The sequence below is a fragment of the Ruegeria sp. Ofav3-42 genome (genome assembly GCF_022347725.1).
GTDB lineage: Bacteria > Pseudomonadota > Alphaproteobacteria > Rhodobacterales > Rhodobacteraceae > Ruegeria.
Map to the genome: position 1 here is coordinate 80062 of NZ_JAKRGB010000014.1, position 18313 is coordinate 98374.

Genomic DNA, 18313 nt, shown 5'->3' on the forward strand with positions numbered 1-18313 from the left:
CATGTTCAGCGAAGGTCTCTTCTATGACACCGTGCGTCAGGCGCTGTGGGTCGCGGTGATCACCTCGGTCCCAATCCTCGCAGTGGCACTGGTTTCCGGCCTGATCGTTGGCCTGTTTCAGGCACTGACCTCGGTGCAGGAAATGACGCTGACCTTCGTGCCCAAACTGATCGCCATCGTCATCGTGTTCTGGATTTCGATGGGGTTCATGACCCAGACGCTGGTCACGTTTTTCACAGGAACACTCATCCCTTTGATCGCAGGAGGTCGCTGATGGATACCGCCTATGTCACCCTGTCCCGGCAGTCGGGTCTGATGAACGAAATGCGGCTGGTGGCGAACAATATTGCCAATGCCAACACCACCGGCTACCGCGCGCAGGGGCTGGTGTTTTCGGAATTCGTCCGGGACATGCCGGGCAACCCGTCCCTCTCCATGAGCCGGGCAGAGGTGCGCAATACCTCGCTGCAGCAAGGTGTTCTGACCGAAACTGGTGGACAGTTTGATTTTGCCATCGAGGGCGATGGGTTTTTCATGGTCGAAACCCCGGCGGGCAACCGCCTGACCCGGGCGGGAGCCTTCTCGCCCAGCGCGGATGGCGATCTGGTGACCATGGGCGGGCACCGTGTCCTTGATAGCAATGGTGCACCCGTCTTTATCCCACCGGACGCGGCGTCAATTGATGTTGGCAGCGACGGCACGCTGAGTGTCGACGGACAGTTGTTAGGCCAGATCGGTGTTTATCGCGTGGCCGATGCCAAAACACTGGTGCGTGAAGGCAGCACGCAGTTTCGGGCTGAGGGCGACATTGAACCTGTCGAAGAACCCGTGGTCGTTCACCGATTTCTCGAAGGGTCGAACGTGAATGCCATCGCGCAGGTTTCACGGCTGGTTGAGATCCAGCGCGCCTACGAGTTGGGTCAGAGCTTTCTGGATTCCGAACACGAACGCATGCGCGGCGCGCTCAAGGCGCTGGTGCGCTGATTTGCATAAGGAGATTTTGATATGCGGGCTTTGAAAATTGCGGCTACAGGCATGACGGCGCAGCAAATGCGGGTCGAGACGATCTCGAACAACCTGGCGAATATGAACACGACCGGGTTTAACGCGCGGCGGGCAGAGTTTGCGGATCTGCACTATCAGCAGGTGGCGCGCGCAGGGGCAGTGAACGCCAATGACGGAACGGTTCTGCCAACCGGTATCCAGCTTGGGCTGGGCGTCCGCCCGGCAGCGGTGACTGTGCAACTATCGCAGGGCGCGCTCTCGGCTACCGGCAGTGATCTGGACGTCGCGATCGAAGGGCGCGGGTATCTGGAAGTGACGCTGCCCAACGGCCAGTCCGGCTATACGCGCGACGGCAGCCTGAAGCGATCCGCCGAGGGGTTAATTGTAACCTCAGACGGGTTTGCCGTCGCCCCCGAGATCACCATTCCCGACGACGCGCGGTCGATTTCAATCAATGCCTCAGGTGAAGTTTACGCCTATTTCGATGACGCGCCGGAAGGCCAATTGTTGGGTGAGTTCACACTGGCCAGTTTTTCCAACGCCAAAGGGCTCGAAGCAATTGGCAGCAACCTGTTCAAGGAAACCGAGGCCTCGGGCGCCCCCGTGGTCGGCGCGCCGGGAGAGGACGGGATGGGCACACTGCGGCAGGGATATCTCGAGGACAGCTCGGTTGATGCCGTGCGCGAGGTAACCGAACTGATCGAGGCGCAGCGCGGGTATGAAATGAATGCCAAGGTCATATCAGCCGTCGATCAGATGATGGGCGCAACAACGCAGGTGCGCTGATGCGGGTTTTCTACGTCATTCTGGCCCTGACGGCACCTATATCCACTCAGGCTGAAATCGTTGTTTCGAAACGCACCATTCGGGCCAAAGAGATCATCTCGGCTGCGGATCTGCAAACCAAGGATCAGGTCGTGCCCTACGCGGTGTCCAATCCGGAATTCCTGATCGGGCAGGAAGCGCGCATAGCGCTGTATCCGGGGCGTCCCATTCGTGAGGGCGATGTCGGCCCGCCGGCAATTGTGGATCGCAACGACCTTGTCGTGTTGGTCTTTGACCGCAGCCCGTTGTCCATCACGGCAGAGGGTCGCGCGCTGGGGCGTGGCGCGGCCGGGGACCGCATCCGTGTCATGAATCTTTCGTCCCGCACGACCGTTACCGGTTTCATACGCTCCGACGGCCAGATCGAGGTAAAATGATGTCAGCACTTTCGAAATCTCTGTTGATTGCCGCCTTGGCCGTTTCGGGCTGTGGTCGGATGGATCATCTCGGAAAACCGCCAAGCTTTACGCCGAACGAGGAATCTCCGGAACATGTGGCGATGCTCTGGCCGGGGCTGCCGCTGCATACCCAGCCTCAGCGCAACGTCGACAGATCCTCGCTTTGGAGCGGCGGCCAACAGTCCTTGCTGGGCGATCAGCGGGCGATCAAGAAGGGTGATATCCTGACGGTCGTGATTGAGCTGGATGAAAAGGCCGAAATTTCAAACGACACCAACCGATCCCGCAGCGGATCAGAAAGCCTTGAGGTGCCAGGGCTATTTGGTTTGCCGCAGCGCGCGGCGGAGAAGTTGCCGGATGGTGCATCTCTGGACGAAGCCGTGTCGATTGATTCCGCATCGACCAGCAAGGGCAAGGGGTCGGTGAAGCGGAAAGAAAAGCTGACATTGCGGGTTGCCGCAACTGTGATTGATGTGCTGCCGAACGGTGTGCTTTCGATCTCGGGTTCGCAGGAACTGCGGGTCAATTTTGAACTCCGCGAGCTTTTGGTCGCTGGTTATGTGCGCCCACAGGATATCTCGCGCCAGAATGAGATCACCTACGACAAGATTGCTTCGGCGCGTGTGTCATACGGCGGCCGTGGGCAGATCACCGATGTTCAACAGCCCCGATATGGGCAGCAAATCCTGGATTCAGTTTTGCCGTTCTGAGGTGTAACCATGATAAAGAAACTGATCCCGTTTATCTTTCTGTTGCTGGGCCTTGGAGGTGGAATCGCGACGGGCCTCATCCTGGCCCCTTCCGCGAAAGAAGCAGAAGCTGGCGACAAAACGACCTCGGACCCCAAAGGAAAAAAATCCGAGGAAAAAGCCTCCAAATCTGAGCCCCTAAAAGCTGGTAAGGGGGATAAAAAGGAAGGATCGGGCGCGTATGAGTATCTGAAGCTGACAAAGCAATTCGTGATTCCGGTCGTGGAATCGGACCGAATTGCCGCCCTGGTCACCATGTCCCTCAGCCTTGAGGTCACACCGGGAATGACCGAGTCACTCTACGCCGTCGAGCCCAAGTTGCGGGACCGTTTTCTGCAGGTGTTGTTCGACCACGCCAATACTGGCGGGTTTGACGGCAACTTCACCCAATCCGATAATCTTGACGTACTCCGCAAGGCTCTGTTGGGCGAGGCCCGCAAGGACTTGGGCGACGACGTTTCAAAGGTTCTGATTATGAGTGTCAGCCGTCAGGATACCTGACGCATTGAACGGTTTGCTTCGCGCTGGTCTTGCTTAGATTTTTGGACCGTTACCAATCCCAGGTCGTCGCGCCGCTTTACTTTTTTCAACCAGGCTTGCCACGGCCTGCTTGCGCCCGAATGCGATGCGCAAATCTTCCAGGGCCGCCAGTTTTTGCGCCCGAAGGCGGGCGAGTTGGACGTTCAACTGCCGTCGGGCCGCAGATTCCCAACCGTTCCAGAGTACATCCGTGCCAGTGACACGATACCCTTCGGCGAGATCGATCTCTTGCCGAGACTGTTGCACCTGTGCGTCGAGACAGGCCAACTGGTGTTGAACACGCGCCTCGGCGTCCAGAACTGGGCACAGGGACTGGTATTCCCGCTGAAACGCGGCTTCGGTGACCTTTTCCAGATCCGATATCTGTTTGCACTTCATCAAATTTTCTCCTTCGCCCGTTTGCGCATCGCCTCTGCGAACCGGATCGCCGCTGCCACGGGGCGGTAATGCTCTTCTGAAATCTCCTGACCGATTTCTACAGTTGCGTGCAGCGCGCGCGCCGTCGGCGGGTCCGAGTGGATCGGAACCCCCGCCTGTCCTGCGGTCTCACGAATTGCCGCAGCAACTTCATCCACCCCCTTGGCGACGCAGACCGGCGCAGATCCGGCTGTTCTGGACCACTTCAAGGCGACGGCAAAATGGGTTGGATTTACTATGACCACGTCAGCCTGTGGCACATCCGTCATCATCTGATTGGTCGCAATTTCCTGTGCACGTTGGCGACGCTGCTGTTTCACATGCGGGTCGCCCTCGGCATCTTTTGTCTCATCCTGAATTTCTTTGCGCGACATGCGGTTCTTGCGCATGTGTTCGGCGTATTGCCAAACGTAATCGACCACGCCGATGGCCAGCGCGACCGCAATGACGATGAAAAAAAAGCGAAACAGAAGGTTCATCATCAGCATGACCGAAGACCGCGCCGGTGCGGCGCTGGCGGAGAGTATTTCGCTGAGGTTGGCGCGCAGGAACAGGCCAAGACAGGTACAGTAAATCACCAGCTTTGAGAAACTTTTCGCGAACTCAAACAAGCCGCTGCGCCCGAACTTGTTCTTGGCGTTGGACGGGATCGAAATGCGCGACAATTTGGGCTGCAGTTTGCTGGGCGCGAAAACAAGCGCGCGCTGCGCAATGAGGCTGAGCAGAACGGCTGCGGCGGGCAGAGCAAACAGGATGGAAGCAGACGTTAAGGCCGACCGGAGCATCCCGCCCACAGGGCCGGACGCCGGGCCAGTGGTTAGCAACCGGGCGAACTCATCCGACTGATCGATGAAAACGACAAACATGGACCCCATGCGCTGTACTGCGAACTGACCTGCTGCCAGCAGCGCGATCAGCAGCCCGACGTAAGCTGCGACAACCGAAAGGTCGTTTGACTTGGCGACCTCGCCTTTTTTCCGCGCTTTCTGAAGCTTTTGCGGCGTGGGCTCAAAAGACTTGTCACTGTCATCGTCCTGCCCGCTCATCTGGTGGCCTCAAGCGGATTCAGGAAGAAGGCGAACAATGCGTCGGACCACACCGACAGGATCAAAGGCGCACCGGCAAAAAGCAGAAACAGACCGGCGAAGGTGATCGCCGGGGCACCGACAAAGGCCACCATCAGCTGAGGCATCGCCCGGTTGATGACCCCAAGCGCAAGATTGTAGATCAGCGATGCGATGACGAAGGGCATGGCGAGGCCGAAGGCCAGACTGAAACTGCGCGCGATTTGGTGCGCGCCCCATTGCGACAAATCCGGTGCCTGCGCGGCAACGCCCATTGGAAACAAGGTGTAACTGTGGATCAGAAACTGGGCGACCCGGATGTGCAGGCCCAGCAAAACGGCAAGTGCAAGACCTGCAAGGGTCAACAAATACCCCATCGCCGGGACTGGGTCGGCCGCTGCGCCGCCGAGGATTTGCGACAGGGACGTTGACTGCGCTGCAATGGAACCCGCTGTTTGCAATGCCAGCACAAACAGGCGCAGCCCCATGCCAAGTGCGATTCCGACCAGAACCTCGGTTCCGATCATACGAACCAAGGCCAGAAACGCGGGATCAGAGTTGGGGGCCTGGACGGCGGGCGTGATCACGAGGGTGAACGCGACAGCAATTCCAAGTTTCACCCGGGCTGGAATGCTGCGTTCCCCGAATGCGGGCAATAGGGACACCATGGCCGACACGCGTAGGAAAACAGCAAAAACATGCCACAAACCGTCCCCGAGCTGCGGCAGCAAGGCGGGGGACAGGCCGATCACGCGGGCACCGTTCCAACCAGCGCGGGGCGTGCCTCTAACCCTATTTCCTCGAAGGACAGAACGGGGTTCGACACGCCCCGTGCCTGCATGATCGTGCGCAGCAGTCGGCGCCGGCGCGTCGACGTCACGACGGCTGGGAACAGCCCGTGATCGGCGGATTGGGTCACAGAGTCAACGACACCATCCGCAAGTTTGTTGAACAGGTTCGGCGGCAGCGCGACATCCAGACCAGCGCCGGGCGCGTCGATCTGATATGAGGCAAAGGTTTCCTCCCACTCGGGCGCAAGCTGGATCAAGGGGATGGACCCATCGCCGCGTTTCATATCGGCGACAAGCTGGAATCCCAGCTTTTGCCGGACCAGTTCGCAAATCCCCTCGGGTTGGGTTGTTGTCAGGCGCGCTTCGGCCACGCTTTCCAGGATCAGAGCCATGTTGCGGATCGAGACTTTTTCCTCGAGCAACAGGCGCAGCACGGAATGTAGAGTGTCGATCGGAACCTTGTCGGGGATCAACTCATCCAGCAGTTTGCGGTTGGCTTCGGCCCGGGCGGGATCGCTGAGTCGGGTCATCTCGGACAGCAGGCGGCGCAGAGATTTCAGCGTCAGAAGCCGGGCGAAGTTCTGCTTTATTATCTCCAGCAGATGCGTCGCCAATATCTCCGGCGGTGACACAATCGTTGCCCCGCTCAGCACCGCGGCCTCCTGATCCTTTGGCAGAATCCAACGGGCGGGCGCACCATAGACTGGTTCGGTCACGTCATTGCCTTCGGGCAGCAAATCATGGCCATCCTGAACCAGCGCAAGCACCAGATCGGGGTTCAGCACACCGCGCGCCTGTTCGACGCCCTGCACCTTAATCACATAGGTTCCCAGTGGCAGTTCCGCGCGGTCGGTCAGGCGTATGTCTGGCAGGATGAGACCAAAGCTTGAGGCCACATAGGTCCGCATATTCGCAATCCGCGCATCCAGCCCGGTGCCGGGGTTGAGGACCATGCTAACCAGGTCCGGGGCGAATTCCAGATGAACATCATCCAGATCCAGAATGTCTCCGATTGCCTGGGAAACAGGGGCTTCATTTTCGGGTGTTGAGGTCTGTTCAGCTTCGGTCTCGGCCTTTTGTTTCCGATGCACAGCGTAAGCCGAGTAACCCAGAACACCCGCACCAAGGATAAAAGGCAGAAATGGCAGACCGGGCACCAGTGCAAACAGCACCATCAATACCGCTACCGTTCCCAGAGCAGCCGGGTGCCGGCCCAGTTGGGAGAAAATTGCGTTGTCCGTTGCGCCCTGCGTCCCGCCTCGCGCCAACAAAAGCGCCGAGGCGATCGAGATGATCACGGCCGGAATCTGCGACACCAGCCCGTCGCCGACGGTCAGGATGGCATAGGTCTCAAAGGCCGAAGAAACGGGCATACCGTGCACGATCACGCCCATGATCAAGCCCATCACAAGGTTCAGCAGCGTGATCAGCAGCCCGGCAACCGCATCGCCTTTGACGAATTTCGACGCACCGTCGAGTGATCCGAAAAACGTCGTTTCCTGCTGTTCGCGTTCGCGCCGTTCCTTGGCCTGCTGGTGGTCGATGGCCCCGGCGGACATGTCGCTGTCGATGGCCAGCTGTTTGCCGGGCATGCCATCAAGCGCAAAGCGCGCGCCAACCTCGGCCATGCGCGCGGCGCCTTTGGTGATGACCATGAAGTTCACGATCAGCAAAACTCCAAACACGACCAGCCCTAGAAAGATGCTGCCGCCCATGACGAAATTCGCGAACCCTTCGATCACGTCGCCTGCGGCGTTGGGGCCGGTGTGTCCCTGACCGATGATCAGCTTTGTTGAGGACACGTTCAGAGACAGCCGCAACATCAGCGAGGCCAGCAGGATCGTCGGGAAGGACGAAAAATCGAGCGGACGTTCGATGAACAGGGTCAGCGTGAAGATCAGGATTGCCAGTGCGAATGAGGCCGACAAGCCAACATCCAGTACCCAGGCGGGCATCGGCAGGATCATCATCACGATGACCGTCATCAGGGCCAGCGCCAACAGCACGGTCGGAGAGAACAGGGAACGGGCGTCGATCTTTGGCACGCAAGGGGGCTCCTAGTTGAATGAGATAAAGGCGGTGGAGGGACCGGCCACTGGCACAAGAGAGCCCATCGCGCCGTTACTGCCGGGCGTTTGCGGCGGGATCAGCGGGCTTGCGGCACCAGTGAAAGGATCACGCCCGGCCAATGCGGTTGGGGTTTGGTGGTCCAGCCGCGCCAAAATGGTTTTAAACCGCCCCATATAGGCGTTTGCCAGAGCAGGCGTACGCGAGTGATACGCACCGGCGGCGGCGGGCCATGACCCCAATTCCGTATACAGCTTTTTCAGGAACCGCGCCGCGTATGTGGCATTTTCATCAGGGTTGAACATGGCGTCAATTGAACGGAACGCCTTGCCATGCCAGCGGTAATTGATCTGAAAACAGCCAACATCAAAGCTGCGTTTGCCTGCTTTGAAGATGTTGAACACATAGGACTTCGCTTCGAATTCCGAGGCGAACCAAAAGCCCTTGCCTTCGACATTGATCGTCCAGGGCCAGGGCTGCAGCGCACCGTCCACCGTGCGGCCTGTTTCAACACGGGTGATTGCTCGCATCACATCCAGCGGCACGCCTTCTGACCGGGCCGCGCGCTGGGCGGCTTGGTCGCACACGCTGGCTACTCGTGCATCGGACATGGCGAAACCCTGTTGCGCAATCAACAACGCTGCCAGGGTCAGTCCTAAGATCGTTCGATTTGGCATTCTGCCGGTCCGGGATTCTGATCAGTCCGGGCCAAGCTAGCCGCGCCAAGGTTTACAGAGGGTTATTGCCGGTTCAGTTTCGGTCGATCCGGCGGCCGAAGACGACGCTGGTATTTGTGCGCAGTACGCCGGGTATTTTGGCCAAATCGTCGACCAGAATGTCCAGATCCTCGATCCTCGGGGCTTCGGCGGACAAGAGCAGGTCGAACTCGCCATTGATGGACAGGCAAAGTTTGACCTCGGGGTAAGCCTCCAGCCGCTTGATGATGCGTGTCGTCTCTTTCTGTTGAACCTCCAGCAGGACAACGACCTGAACGCGTGGGGCATCTTCGGGGGCGTTCAGAATCACCGAATATCCGGCAATCGCGCCACGTTCTTCCATCCGTTGAATACGTTCATGCACGGTGGTCCGGGCCACGCCCAGCTTTGCCGCGATCTTGGTCGTGGACTCGCGGGCGTTATGTTGCAGGGCCGAAATGATGCGGCGGTCGAGCTGATCCATGAGGTCAAGGTGTAGTGCAAAGCCCTCGGGAAGCTCAAGGTTTGTCAGTGTGTTCGTCCGGCACGGTTTTCTGCGTAGAGCGCGGCCAAGTCAGGGGCGCAACGCCAATCCCCAAAAGGGCTGCGACAGTCATCCAGGTCAATGCCAGCTCGGTGCCCTGCGTCGTCATGAGCCACCCGGCCAGCGGGTACAGCACCAACCAGCAGGCATGGGACAGGGTAAATTGGGCTGCAAAAACCGCGGGTCGGTCCTCGGGGCGGGCTGTGCGCGTCAGCAAACGACCGGAAGGTGTCAGGGTGGCCGAATAACCGAACCCCGCGCCGGCCCATAATATTGCGAGCCCCCACAAGGTCATCGGGATAGTGGCGAACAACCCCGCCGCAAGTGCCATCGTAACCGTCCCGAACGTCGCGCCGGCCAGCATAACGCTTCGGTCTTCGAAACTGTTCAGAAGTGATGGCAAGGCAAAGGCCGCCAGCATCGACCCACCTCCGTACCCGGCCAGAGCAACAGCCACAGCGCTTTCCGACAATCCAAGATCGGCGCGAACGATGACGACGGTGTTGACGATAACCATCGAGCTGATCGCAGCAGCCGTCCAACTAAGGGCCAACAGTCCTCGAAGACGTTTTGTAACCAGATAAATTCGGATGCCGCGCGTTGTCCGGTCGTAGATTCCCCTTCGCTCTGTCGGCTTGGGTGATGGCAGGGCCACCGACACCACCAGAAGTGCCGACGCCGCAAAGCCTAGGCTCGTTCCCCAGAACAGGCTGTCAAAGCTTATAAACACCAGAAGCGCTGCAGCGAGAGCAGGGCTGATCAAGCTTTCCAGATCATAGGCCAGCCGCGACAGGGACAATGCTTTGGTGTAGTCCTGTTCATCCGTCAGAACATCCGGAATCGTTGCCTGAAAGGCCGGCGTGAAACCGGCAGAGGCCGATTGCAGAACGAAGATCAGCACATAAATCTGCCAGACTTCGGTCACGAATGGCAGGCAAACGGCAACCGCCGCCCGCACGAGGTCCAGAACGACCAGCATTTTGCGCCGATCCAACCGCTCGGCAAACGCCGCCGCCAGCGGGGCGATGACCACATAGGCCACCATCTTGATGGTCAGGGCCGTTCCCAGAACCATCCCCGCCGCGTCACCGGCCAGATCAAACGCAAGCAATCCCAATGCAACCGTAGCCAGCCCGGTTCCTGTAAGGGCAACGACTTGCGCTGCCAGCAAATGGCGATAGACGCGGTTCTTCAGGACGCTCAGCATCGGTCACAGGTACTTCGTGATGGCTTTGAAATCGTCCACGTCTGGCTCATTGTTGTCGTCCGCTGGCGACAGGCAGTGATCGATATGGTCATGTATCAAGACCCGTTTGGCGTTGGTGATCGCCTTTTCCACGGCGAAAAGCTGCTGCGCTGTGTCGGTGCAGGGTGCCTGGTCCTCAAGCATGGCGATGACCTTGGCCAGATGCCCGTGCGCTCTTTTGAGGCGCGCCGTGATCTGTGGGTGGGATGCATGTTTGTGTTGTGTCATGTCATATCCCTATCCCCCCCATGGGGATAAAATCAACGTGAATTGTATCGTCATGTCGCAAACGCATTGATGCCGTTGAGTTTGCGGGCCAAACCCCCTATCTCGAAGGCGATACCGACAAAGGACAAGCCTCGTGGCGAACCATCTCTATAAAAACGACCTGCCGGACGGGTTGGATCTGGGCCCTGTTGTGGCCATTGACTGTGAAACCATGGGTCTGAACCCGCATCGCGATCGGCTCTGCGTGATCCAGATGTCTGGCGGTGACGGTAACAGCCATATCGTTCAGGTGGAAAAAGGGCAGACCGAGGCTCCGAACCTGTGCGCCATGCTGGAAAACCCTGACGTGCTGAAGCTGTTCCACTTTGGCAGGTTCGACATTGCCGCGATGTATCATGCGTTTGGTGCGCTGGCCGCCCCGGTCTATTGCACCAAGATCGCAAGCCGCCTGGTGCGTACTTATACCGATCGCCACGGGCTGAAGAACCTGTGTCAGGAGCTGATCGGCGTCGATATCTCAAAGCAGCAACAGATGAGCGACTGGGGCGCAGAGACCCTGACCGACGCCCAACTGGATTACGCAGCCTCTGACGTTCTGTACCTGCACCAGCTACGGGATGCGCTGGACGGGCGTCTAGCCCGTGAAGGCCGCACCGAGATGGCGCAGGCCTGTTTTGACTTCCTGCCGATGCGTGCGAAACTGGATCTCGCCGGTTGGCCCGAAACGGATATCTTTGCGCACTCATGACCGATACCGAAGCATTCCTGAGAACCGCCCGACAGGTCGTCACCGATGAAGCCCGCGCGCTGGACGTTCTGGCCGAAAGCCTGGACGAACACTTTGCCGAGGCCGTTCAGTTGATCCTGCAGGCACCGGGCCGCATCATCATCAGTGGTATCGGCAAGTCTGGCCATATCGGCCACAAGATCGCGGCCACTCTGGCCAGTACCGGAACGCCTGCGTATTTCGTTCACCCGGCCGAGGCCAGTCACGGTGATCTGGGCATGGTGTCGAAGGGCGATGTGGTTCTGGCCATTTCCAATTCGGGCGAAGCGCCGGAGCTGGCCAATCTTCTGGCTTTCACCCGCAGGTTCAGCATTCCGCTGATCGGGCTGTCCAGCAAGCCGGAAAGCACGTTGATGAAACAGGCGGATGTTCACCTGCTGATCCCTTCGATGGGCGAGGCCTGTGGTTTTGGCATGGTACCGTCGATTTCTACTACCCTGACGCTGGCTATGGGCGATGCGCTGGCAATTGCGCTGATGAAGTACCGTGATTTCCAACCCGAGGACTTCCGCGCTTTCCATCCCGGCGGCAAGCTGGGTGCGCAGCTTTCCACGGTGCGTGATCTGATGCACTCCGATCTACCGCTGGTGCCCGTTGGAACCCCGATGAGCGAGGCGCTGCTGGTCATGAGCCGGAAAAGTTTTGGCGTCGTCGGTGTAACCGATGAAACCGGCCGTCTGGTGGGGATCGTAACGGACGGCGACTTGCGCCGGAACATGGATGGGCTTCTGGACAAAACGGCCAAGGAGGTCATGACCACCGACCCGCTGACCATTGCCCCGAACGCAATGGCGGAAGAGGCAGTGGCGATTATGAACGATCGCAAGATCACCTCGCTGTTCGTGGTCGATCCCGAGACGCAGGGCCCGGCCGAAGGGCTGTTGCACATCCACGACTGCCTGCGCGTCGGGCTGGGTTAGGCGGAGGGCGATCCTGTGGACAGTCACTCACGCATGGTGCAATTCTTCAAGGTGCTGCTGCCGCTGGTGGCCATCGCGATGCTGTCTACCGTGTTCCTTCTGTCGCGCAGTATCGAAACCAACGTGAGCGTTCCTTTTACGCAGAAGGACATCGATGAACGGCTGGCCGATCAGATCGTGACGCAGCCCGACTACCGCGGCACCACCCGAAAGGGCGAAGACGTTCAGATCGAAGCCACCAGGGCCACCCAGGGTACCGGGGGCGAAGCGCCCACCGCCGCCGAGTTTCGCGGCCGTCTGGGCCTGTTGAGCGGCGGCGTGATTACGCTGGATTCCAACTCGGGAATGATCCGTCCCGACAAGAATACGGCTACCTTTGTAGGTGATGTGGTTATAACAACAACGGACGGTATCGTCGTTACGACCGATCTGTTGAACACTGCGCTGGACGAAATTCGTGGTGACACGCCAGGTCAGGTCGACGGAACCGGTATTATCGGTGATTTTACTGCGGGCAAAATGACATTTGGAACGGAAAAAAAAGACGGTCCGGTCCATATTATTTTTACAGACGGCGTGAAGTTGGTGTATGAGCCACAAAAAGCAGAAAGATAACCTGTGTTCTATTTTCGTTTAGCCCTTGTAAGCTGTGCTCTGGTAACCGGTGCGATCTCTGCGTCCGCGCAAGAAACACAGGTCGCGTTCGGCTCAGCGAATGCTGATCCCAGCCTGCCGGTCGAGGTGACGTCGGAAAAGCTGAACGTAAATCAGGAAGATGGCTCGGCCGAGTTTCTGGGCAACGTGATCGTGATTCAGGGCGAAATGCGCCTGACCGCGGAACGCGTGCTTGTCATCTACAACGAAGAACGTTCGGGCATTGAGCGGATGGAAGCGACCGAGGACGTCGTCCTGGTTAGCCCTCCGGATGCGGCCGAAGGTGATTGGGCGGAATACACCATCGACTCGGGCGAGATCGTCATGAAGGGTAACGTTCTGCTGTTGCAGGGGCCAAGCACGATCGCTGGCGACCAGATGAACGCCAACCTGACCACGGGTAAAGCGACGATGACGGGCAACGTAAAGACCATCCTGCAACAGGGGGCCAACTGATGGCCCAGCCAGATCTGACTGTGGCTGAAGGCGCCTCCGGCCTCAAAATCGAAAAACTCCGCAAGTCTTATCGCAAAAAGACGGTGATCCGCGACGTGTCAATGACGCTGGACCGGTCTGAAGTGGTTGCGCTTTTGGGTCCGAACGGGTCCGGCAAAACCACCACCTTCTATTCCGTCGCAGGTCTGGTGTTCCCCGAGGCGGGCACTGTCACGATTGACGGGCAGACCGTCACGACATTGCCGATGTATCGCCGGGCGCGTTTGGGGATCGGGTATCTGCCGCAGGAGATGTCAATTTTTCGCGGCATGAGTGTCGAGGACAACATCGCCGCCGTTCTGGACATAACGGTCAGCCACGCCCATCGCAGGAAAGAGCGGCTCGAGGAACTGCTGTCCGATTTCTCGATCGAGCACCTGCGCCGCGCACCTGCGCTGGCTCTGTCGGGTGGTGAACGCCGTCGGGTCGAAATTGCGCGCTGTCTGGCGGCCGACCCGAAGTATTTGCTGCTGGATGAACCGTTTGCAGGGGTCGACCCGATCAGCGTTGGTGATATCCGCCATCTGGTCGCAGATCTGAAAAAGCGCGGAATCGGTGTTCTGATCACGGACCACAACGTCCGGGAAACGCTGGAAATTGTCGATCGCGCCTATATCCTGCACGACGGACAGGTCCTGATGTCCGGAACGCCTGACGAAGTGGTCGAAAACGAAAACGTTCGCCGCGTCTATCTGGGCGAAAATTTCCGTATTTCATAGGTTTGCGCAGATTTGCGCCGAGTGCATGGCGGAAATCACGTATATACACGCCTGTTTTGATTGACTCTTCCGTCGTCTCTTGCCTCAATTGGCACATGGCATTTCTTCGGTTCCCGTCTGGATCACGACGCCCCTTCCTGGAAGGGGAACCGGTGCGGCTACCGCAGGATATGCCGATATCCCCCACCCGATAAAAACAAGTGCGTCGCGTTACGTGACGTCAGAAATGGGTGTGAATTGTGAAGGAGATCACATGCGTTACCAAATCAGCGGAAAACAGATCGACATCGGTGCGGCACTGCAGACTCACGTGCAGACCGAACTGGGCGAGGTCGTGGGCAAATATGCCCAACGTCCTACGGATGCCAACGTCGTCTTTTCCCGTTCAGCGCATGAATATGTATGCGAAACAACAGTGCATCTTTCCACTGGCCTGACGGCTCAGGCCAAGGCACACGCAACCGAAATTTACGCGGCGTTTGAGGGATGCTGCGATAAGATGGAAACACAACTGCGCCGGTATAAACGTCGCCTGAAAGACCACCACAAGGATCGGTCTGAGCCTGTTGAACTCTTCGGGGCGTCGTCTTATATCCTCGCTTCTGACGAATCGGCAACGGCTGACGAACCCGACACGCTGCAGCCCATGATTGTGGCTGAGATGGAAACCAAGATCCCATCGCTGAGTGTTGGCGAAGCCGTAATGCAGATGGAACTTGCCGGCGCCCCGGTGCTGGTGTTCCGGAATGAGAACAAGGACGGATTGAATGTCGTGTACCGTCGCGAGGACGGGAATATTGGCTGGATCGATCCGTAACAGGCAAGAGTAGCAAGGCACGCCCCTGCTTTGGCGGGGGCATCGCCGTGGAGCGTGATCATGGAGCTTTCGAGCATTCTAAAGCCCGAAGCAGTACGTGTATTGTCCGCCGCTTCTAGTAAGAAGCGGCTGTTTCAGGAAATCGGCGATGTTGCGGCCGGTACCTTGGGTATGGATGCGCAGGCAATCGTCGATTGTTTGCTGGAACGTGAAAGCCTGGGTCCAACCGGCGTTGGGCATGGCGTGGCATTACCGCACGCCCGGCTGACTGATCTCGAGTCCGTTGCTGGTGTGTTTGTCATGCTCGAAAAGCCGATTGATTTTGGATCGGTAGACCGGCAGCCCGTTGATATTGCATTTGCGCTTTTCGCGCCGGAAGAGGCGGGCGTGGATCACCTCAAGGCCCTGGCGCTGGTATCCCGGACGCTGCGCGACACATCCGTGTGCACAAAGCTGCGTGCCAATCCCGATCCGGTCAAGCTCTATGCAATTCTGACTGAGGCGCAGTCCATGCAGGCTGCCTGACGTATCGAACACAACAAAAAAAGCCCCCGAGTTTCGGGGGCTTTTTTTGTTTGAAGTGGTCTGTAGTTAACCACCTGTGCCCATTTCCAGCGTCCACCAGATTTTCCCGCCGTTTTCCTGATGCCAGGCAAAGCCCATCTGTGAGGCTTTGGGGTCCAAGATTACGGCGCGGGGGCCGGGTTCCTGCATCCAGGCGGCCAAAGTCTCGGTTTCGGTCTCATAGGTTTCTGAAATCGCTTCGCCAAGGAAGGTCCCGTAGTAACCCACGCGCTGTGCGCGGTCCAATGGTGACGATCCGTCCGAGCCAAAATGCCAGGGGCGGTTTTGCCGTGCCATGTCCTTGGAGTGTGTTGCCGCGGCGGCGTTCAGTTGAGAATTCAATTGCACTGCCTGCAATCCCTGCGCCTGGCGCAGCGCATTTACGGAATCCAGCATGCGGAACTGCAGTTTTTCCGGGTTGCCACGAATCTTGTAGACCGTCGGCAGCGGACGGCCATCCGACCCGTATGTCGGAGTACTGCTTGGGGTACATGCAGCCAGCGCAACAAAGCAAAGGAGCAATAAAGAAAATATACGCGTCATGATCGACCTGATTATTGTGTCGACATACGGCATAGCGCGCGATGCAGGCTTGGGCAAACCTGCAATGGCTGATTCTCGCATGAATCTGCCGGTTTGATTTGCGATTGAAGCATTCTGGCAATAAAATGCATGAAAATTTCAAGACAGCTTTAGCAAAGGACCGCTCGTGATGGTCAAGAAAACCATTCCCTCGTCAAGTCGCCGCGGATTTCTGGCTGGTGCCTCTGCCTTGCTGGCGTCGCCAGCGATCGCACAGTACATCCCCGGAGACCCGCTGCGCCCCGCGCCCGAACCCGAGCCAGAGGTGCGCCGCAATGTGTCGGGGTTCAGAGCGCTCGACTGGCAGCCTTACTTTTCGAACACAAGAAATGGGGCCATTCTGGTCGATACGGTGTCGCGGGCGCTGCATTATTGGTCTGACGACCAATCGGTTTACAAACTCTATCCTTCTTCAGTTCCACTGACCGAAGAGTTGACACGCCGCGGCCGCACCAGCGTCATCCGCAAGGTCGAGGGCCCAAGCTGGTCCCCCACGCCGTCGATGAAGAAGCGAAATCCCGAATGGCCGGACTATATTCCGCCGGGTCCGGATAACCCATTGGGAACACACGCTTTGTACCTCAGCTGGAAATATTATCGCATTCACGGAACGCACGATACGCGCAAAATCGGGCGCCGTTCGTCAAATGGATGTATCGGTCTGTTTAACGAGGACATTGCCGAACTGTTCTCAATGGCGAAGGTCGGCACGCAAGTGTTGCTAATTTGACGACATTTCCGCGCACGAACCCGCTTGCGGTTTAAGTTCCAATTGCATTCCAGCCGGATAGCTGATTAGAAAAAACCACGAGGTAAGTCTTGAGTGTGCGGTTTCGCTATATGGAATCGTGCAAATTCTGGAGGTTAATATGAAGAAACTCGTTCTCGCCGCTGCACTGACTGCTGCTGCTTCGACCGCATATGCTGGCAACCTGGAAGAGCCGGTTGTTGAAGCACCGGTTGTTGTTGAGGAAACTCAGGGTACGTCGCAGGGCATCATCCTGCCGCTGATCCTGCTGGTCGTCGTTGCCGCAGCTGTTGCAGCAAGCTAATTTGACGAGCACTATCTAGAGAAAAGGCGGTGGATCGCTCCACCGCCTTTTTTCATGTCCGGATGATCGGACCGGTCAATCCAACCAGCCGCGCAGATTGTCCTGAATCACTTTGCCCAGCGCTGCGATGTGCGAATCATCGTCATTGAGGCAAGGGGTGTAGGTGAAGGTTTCGCCGCCCGCTCCCTCGAAGCTTTCCTTGATCTCTTCGTTGATCTCTTCCAGCGTTTCGATGCAATCGGCGGAAAACGCCGGTGCGATGACGGCGATGTTTTTCTTTCCCTGCCGCGCCAGATCAGCCACGTGATCGACCGTATACGGTTTCAGCCATTCCTCGGGCCCGAATCGCGACTGGAAGGTCGAGACCAGCTGCTCGTCTGACCACCCCAGCCGTTCTTTCAACAGCCGGGTCGTCTTTGCGCATTGGCAGTGATAAGGGTCGCCCTGCTGCAGGTACCGCTCAGGCATACCGTGATAGGAGCAGACCAGAATGTCCGGTTTGGTTTCCATCTCAGCATAGGCTTTTTCAACAGATCCCGCCAAAGCGTCGATATAGGCGGGTTCGTCGAAATAGGCGGGCACGGTGCGGGCGGCCGGTTGCCAGGCTTCCTCCATCAGCGCGCGAAAGAACTGATCGTTTGCCGTGGCGGTCGTTGCGCCCGCGTATTGTGGATAGAGCGGAAAGAATAGAATGCGGTCGCAGCCCGCAGCCACCATCTCGCGCACTTTGGATTTGGTCGATGGATTGCCGTAGCGCATGCAGAAATCAACCATCACCTGATCGCCATAGCGTTCCTTCATAGCGTCCCGCAGCTTTGCCGTCTGATCCTTGGTGATCGTCATCAGCGGGCTTTCGCCCTTGTCGTGGTTCCAGATCGATTTGTACGCCTCGCCTGAGCTGAACGGGCGTTTCGTCAGGATGATTCCCTGCAGGATCGGCTGCCATTTCCACTTGGGATAGTCGATCACGCGCTGATCCGACAGGAACTCGTTCAGGTAGCGGCGCATCGGCCAATAGCTGTAGTCATCCGGCGTGCCGAGATTGGCCAGCAGAATGCCGACGCGGCCCATTTTGACCTTGGGGTGGTCGGCGGGGGCATGATCGGGGCGAGTGGCGTCAAACATTTGATGCTTCCTGAGATTTCTCTGTTCCG

The 18313-nt window shown here is 58.1% G+C and carries 25 protein-coding genes; 15 read left to right on the plus strand and 10 right to left on the minus strand.

Translation table 11 applies throughout. The features are described from left to right. Window position 1: 1 nt before the first annotated feature. The 6 genes from MHN28_RS18725 to MHN28_RS18750 are packed head-to-tail and all read left to right on the plus strand — an operon-like array spanning window position 2 to window position 3478. A complete protein-coding gene (locus MHN28_RS18725; RefSeq protein WP_239344099.1) occupies window positions 2-274 on the plus strand; it encodes a flagellar biosynthetic protein FliQ in 273 nt (90 codons plus the stop codon). Then, window positions 274-984 (plus strand): flagellar hook-basal body complex protein, encoded by a 711-nt coding sequence (locus MHN28_RS18730; RefSeq protein ID WP_239344100.1) that lies wholly within the window; start codon window positions 274-276, stop codon window positions 982-984. Before MHN28_RS18725 ends, MHN28_RS18730 begins: the two co-directional genes overlap by 1 nt. Before the next feature lie 21 nt (window positions 985-1005). Further along, window positions 1006-1791, plus strand: a complete 786-nt coding sequence (gene flgG / locus MHN28_RS18735) for a flagellar basal-body rod protein FlgG (protein WP_239344101.1) — start codon at window positions 1006-1008, stop codon at window positions 1789-1791. Further along, a complete protein-coding gene (gene flgA / locus MHN28_RS18740; protein WP_239344102.1) occupies window positions 1791-2207 on the plus strand; it encodes a flagellar basal body P-ring formation chaperone FlgA in 417 nt (138 codons plus the stop codon). Before flgG ends, flgA begins: the two co-directional genes overlap by 1 nt. Next, the gene (gene flgH, locus MHN28_RS18745; RefSeq protein WP_239344156.1) at window positions 2207-2938 is read left to right on the plus strand and encodes a flagellar basal body L-ring protein FlgH; all 732 of its coding nucleotides are present in this window, start codon (window positions 2207-2209) and stop codon (window positions 2936-2938) included. Before flgA ends, flgH begins: the two co-directional genes overlap by 1 nt. Window positions 2939-2947: 9 nt before the next feature. Beyond that, the gene (locus tag MHN28_RS18750; protein WP_239344103.1) at window positions 2948-3478 is read left to right on the plus strand and encodes a flagellar basal body-associated FliL family protein; all 531 of its coding nucleotides are present in this window, start codon (window positions 2948-2950) and stop codon (window positions 3476-3478) included. A gap of 33 nt (window positions 3479-3511) precedes the next feature. On the opposite strand, the gene MHN28_RS18755 is transcribed toward MHN28_RS18750, so the two are convergent. From MHN28_RS18755 to MHN28_RS18790, 8 genes are all read right to left on the minus strand, one after another. Then, a complete protein-coding gene (locus tag MHN28_RS18755; protein ID WP_239344104.1) occupies window positions 3512-3895 on the minus strand; it encodes a hypothetical protein in 384 nt (127 codons plus the stop codon). Then, window positions 3895-4980 carry a flagellar biosynthesis protein FlhB gene (locus MHN28_RS18760; RefSeq protein ID WP_239344105.1) on the minus strand — a complete coding sequence of 362 codons (1086 nt, stop codon included), beginning with the start codon at window positions 4978-4980 and terminating at the stop codon, window positions 3895-3897. Before MHN28_RS18760 ends, MHN28_RS18755 begins: the two co-directional genes overlap by 1 nt. Continuing rightward, window positions 4977-5750: a flagellar biosynthetic protein FliR gene (locus MHN28_RS18765; protein WP_239344106.1), complete on the minus strand. Its 774-nt coding sequence runs from the start codon at window positions 5748-5750 to the stop codon at window positions 4977-4979. Before MHN28_RS18765 ends, MHN28_RS18760 begins: the two co-directional genes overlap by 4 nt. Further along, window positions 5747-7834: a flagellar biosynthesis protein FlhA gene (gene flhA / locus MHN28_RS18770; protein ID WP_239344107.1), complete on the minus strand. Its 2088-nt coding sequence runs from the start codon at window positions 7832-7834 to the stop codon at window positions 5747-5749. The genes MHN28_RS18765 and flhA overlap by 4 nt, the downstream gene beginning before the upstream one ends. Before the next feature lie 12 nt (window positions 7835-7846). Next, window positions 7847-8533, minus strand: coding sequence for a transglycosylase SLT domain-containing protein (locus MHN28_RS18775; RefSeq protein ID WP_239344108.1), 687 nt, complete (start codon window positions 8531-8533; stop codon window positions 7847-7849). Between the two features lie 73 nt (window positions 8534-8606). Next, window positions 8607-9035 (minus strand): Lrp/AsnC family transcriptional regulator, encoded by a 429-nt coding sequence (locus MHN28_RS18780; RefSeq protein ID WP_239344109.1) that lies wholly within the window; start codon window positions 9033-9035, stop codon window positions 8607-8609. A gap of 34 nt (window positions 9036-9069) precedes the next feature. Beyond that, entirely contained in the window at window positions 9070-10302 is a 1233-nt protein-coding gene (locus MHN28_RS18785; RefSeq protein ID WP_304622134.1) for an MFS transporter, read from the minus strand. A gap of 3 nt (window positions 10303-10305) precedes the next feature. Next, window positions 10306-10569 carry a metal-sensing transcriptional repressor gene (locus MHN28_RS18790; RefSeq protein WP_239344110.1) on the minus strand — a complete coding sequence of 88 codons (264 nt, stop codon included), beginning with the start codon at window positions 10567-10569 and terminating at the stop codon, window positions 10306-10308. Between the two features lie 133 nt (window positions 10570-10702). On the opposite strand from MHN28_RS18790, the gene MHN28_RS18795 reads away from it, so the two are divergent. From MHN28_RS18795 to ptsN, 7 genes are all read left to right on the plus strand, one after another. Further along, window positions 10703-11317, plus strand: a complete 615-nt coding sequence (locus MHN28_RS18795) for a ribonuclease D (RefSeq protein WP_239344111.1) — start codon at window positions 10703-10705, stop codon at window positions 11315-11317. Then, window positions 11314-12276 (plus strand): SIS domain-containing protein, encoded by a 963-nt coding sequence (locus tag MHN28_RS18800; protein WP_239344112.1) that lies wholly within the window; start codon window positions 11314-11316, stop codon window positions 12274-12276. Before MHN28_RS18795 ends, MHN28_RS18800 begins: the two co-directional genes overlap by 4 nt. Before the next feature lie 33 nt (window positions 12277-12309). Further along, window positions 12310-12891, plus strand: a complete 582-nt coding sequence (locus tag MHN28_RS18805) for a hypothetical protein (RefSeq protein WP_239344113.1) — start codon at window positions 12310-12312, stop codon at window positions 12889-12891. A 3-nt stretch (window positions 12892-12894) separates the two neighbouring features. After that, a complete protein-coding gene (locus MHN28_RS18810) occupies window positions 12895-13386 on the plus strand; it encodes an LptA/OstA family protein (RefSeq protein ID WP_239344114.1) in 492 nt (163 codons plus the stop codon). Further along, complete coding sequence (gene lptB / locus MHN28_RS18815) at window positions 13386-14144, plus strand: LPS export ABC transporter ATP-binding protein (protein ID WP_239344115.1); 759 nt, start codon at window positions 13386-13388, stop codon at window positions 14142-14144. The genes MHN28_RS18810 and lptB overlap by 1 nt, the downstream gene beginning before the upstream one ends. 253 nt (window positions 14145-14397) lie before the next feature. Then, on the plus strand, window positions 14398-14961 hold the full coding sequence (hpf, locus tag MHN28_RS18820) for a ribosome hibernation-promoting factor, HPF/YfiA family (protein ID WP_239344116.1): 564 nt from the start codon (window positions 14398-14400) through the stop codon (window positions 14959-14961). A 60-nt stretch (window positions 14962-15021) separates the two neighbouring features. Continuing rightward, window positions 15022-15486 carry a PTS IIA-like nitrogen regulatory protein PtsN gene (gene ptsN / locus MHN28_RS18825; protein ID WP_239344117.1) on the plus strand — a complete coding sequence of 155 codons (465 nt, stop codon included), beginning with the start codon at window positions 15022-15024 and terminating at the stop codon, window positions 15484-15486. Window positions 15487-15552: 66 nt separating this feature from the next. Here the strand turns inward: ptsN and MHN28_RS18830 are convergent, their stop codons facing one another. Then, window positions 15553-16068: a CAP domain-containing protein gene (locus MHN28_RS18830; protein ID WP_239344118.1), complete on the minus strand. Its 516-nt coding sequence runs from the start codon at window positions 16066-16068 to the stop codon at window positions 15553-15555. 169 nt (window positions 16069-16237) lie between these two features. On the opposite strand from MHN28_RS18830, the gene MHN28_RS18835 reads away from it, so the two are divergent. Beyond that, complete coding sequence (locus MHN28_RS18835; RefSeq protein WP_239344119.1) at window positions 16238-16837, plus strand: L,D-transpeptidase; 600 nt, start codon at window positions 16238-16240, stop codon at window positions 16835-16837. A 139-nt stretch (window positions 16838-16976) separates the two neighbouring features. Continuing rightward, window positions 16977-17159, plus strand: a complete 183-nt coding sequence (locus tag MHN28_RS18840; protein ID WP_170379961.1) for a hypothetical protein — start codon at window positions 16977-16979, stop codon at window positions 17157-17159. 75 nt (window positions 17160-17234) lie between these two features. On the opposite strand, the gene hemH is transcribed toward MHN28_RS18840, so the two are convergent. Continuing rightward, a complete protein-coding gene (gene hemH / locus MHN28_RS18845) occupies window positions 17235-18284 on the minus strand; it encodes a ferrochelatase (RefSeq protein ID WP_239344120.1) in 1050 nt (349 codons plus the stop codon). Between the last annotated feature and the right edge of the window lie 29 nt (window positions 18285-18313).

Excerpts from the sequence above, each read along its gene's own strand:
- hemH (WP_239344120.1), bottom strand. The coding sequence starts at position 18,284 with ATGTTTGACGCCACTCGCCCCGATCATGCCCCCGCCGACCACCCCAAG.
- MHN28_RS18730 (WP_239344100.1), top strand. The coding sequence starts at position 274 with ATGGATACCGCCTATGTCACCCTGTCCCGGCAGTCGGGTCTGATGAAC.
- MHN28_RS18790 (WP_239344110.1), bottom strand. The coding sequence starts at position 10,569 with ATGACACAACACAAACATGCATCCCACCCACAGATCACGGCGCGCCTC.
- flgG (WP_239344101.1), top strand. The coding sequence starts at position 1,006 with ATGCGGGCTTTGAAAATTGCGGCTACAGGCATGACGGCGCAGCAAATG.
- MHN28_RS18835 (WP_239344119.1), top strand. The coding sequence starts at position 16,238 with ATGGTCAAGAAAACCATTCCCTCGTCAAGTCGCCGCGGATTTCTGGCT.
- MHN28_RS18785 (WP_304622134.1), bottom strand. The coding sequence starts at position 10,302 with ATGCTGAGCGTCCTGAAGAACCGCGTCTATCGCCATTTGCTGGCAGCG.
- MHN28_RS18800 (WP_239344112.1), top strand. The coding sequence starts at position 11,314 with ATGACCGATACCGAAGCATTCCTGAGAACCGCCCGACAGGTCGTCACC.
- MHN28_RS18830 (WP_239344118.1), bottom strand. The coding sequence starts at position 16,068 with ATGACGCGTATATTTTCTTTATTGCTCCTTTGCTTTGTTGCGCTGGCT.
- lptB (WP_239344115.1), top strand. The coding sequence starts at position 13,386 with ATGGCCCAGCCAGATCTGACTGTGGCTGAAGGCGCCTCCGGCCTCAAA.
- MHN28_RS18725 (WP_239344099.1), top strand. The coding sequence starts at position 2 with ATGTTCAGCGAAGGTCTCTTCTATGACACCGTGCGTCAGGCGCTGTGG.
- MHN28_RS18805 (WP_239344113.1), top strand. The coding sequence starts at position 12,310 with ATGGTGCAATTCTTCAAGGTGCTGCTGCCGCTGGTGGCCATCGCGATG.
- MHN28_RS18775 (WP_239344108.1), bottom strand. The coding sequence starts at position 8,533 with ATGCCAAATCGAACGATCTTAGGACTGACCCTGGCAGCGTTGTTGATT.
- MHN28_RS18750 (WP_239344103.1), top strand. The coding sequence starts at position 2,948 with ATGATAAAGAAACTGATCCCGTTTATCTTTCTGTTGCTGGGCCTTGGA.
- hpf (WP_239344116.1), top strand. The coding sequence starts at position 14,398 with ATGCGTTACCAAATCAGCGGAAAACAGATCGACATCGGTGCGGCACTG.
- MHN28_RS18840 (WP_170379961.1), top strand. The coding sequence starts at position 16,977 with ATGAAGAAACTCGTTCTCGCCGCTGCACTGACTGCTGCTGCTTCGACC.
- ptsN (WP_239344117.1), top strand. The coding sequence starts at position 15,022 with ATGGAGCTTTCGAGCATTCTAAAGCCCGAAGCAGTACGTGTATTGTCC.
- MHN28_RS18780 (WP_239344109.1), bottom strand. The coding sequence starts at position 9,035 with ATGGATCAGCTCGACCGCCGCATCATTTCGGCCCTGCAACATAACGCC.
- flgA (WP_239344102.1), top strand. The coding sequence starts at position 1,791 with ATGCGGGTTTTCTACGTCATTCTGGCCCTGACGGCACCTATATCCACT.
- MHN28_RS18755 (WP_239344104.1), bottom strand. The coding sequence starts at position 3,895 with ATGAAGTGCAAACAGATATCGGATCTGGAAAAGGTCACCGAAGCCGCG.
- MHN28_RS18760 (WP_239344105.1), bottom strand. The coding sequence starts at position 4,980 with ATGAGCGGGCAGGACGATGACAGTGACAAGTCTTTTGAGCCCACGCCG.
- flgH (WP_239344156.1), top strand. The coding sequence starts at position 2,207 with ATGTCAGCACTTTCGAAATCTCTGTTGATTGCCGCCTTGGCCGTTTCG.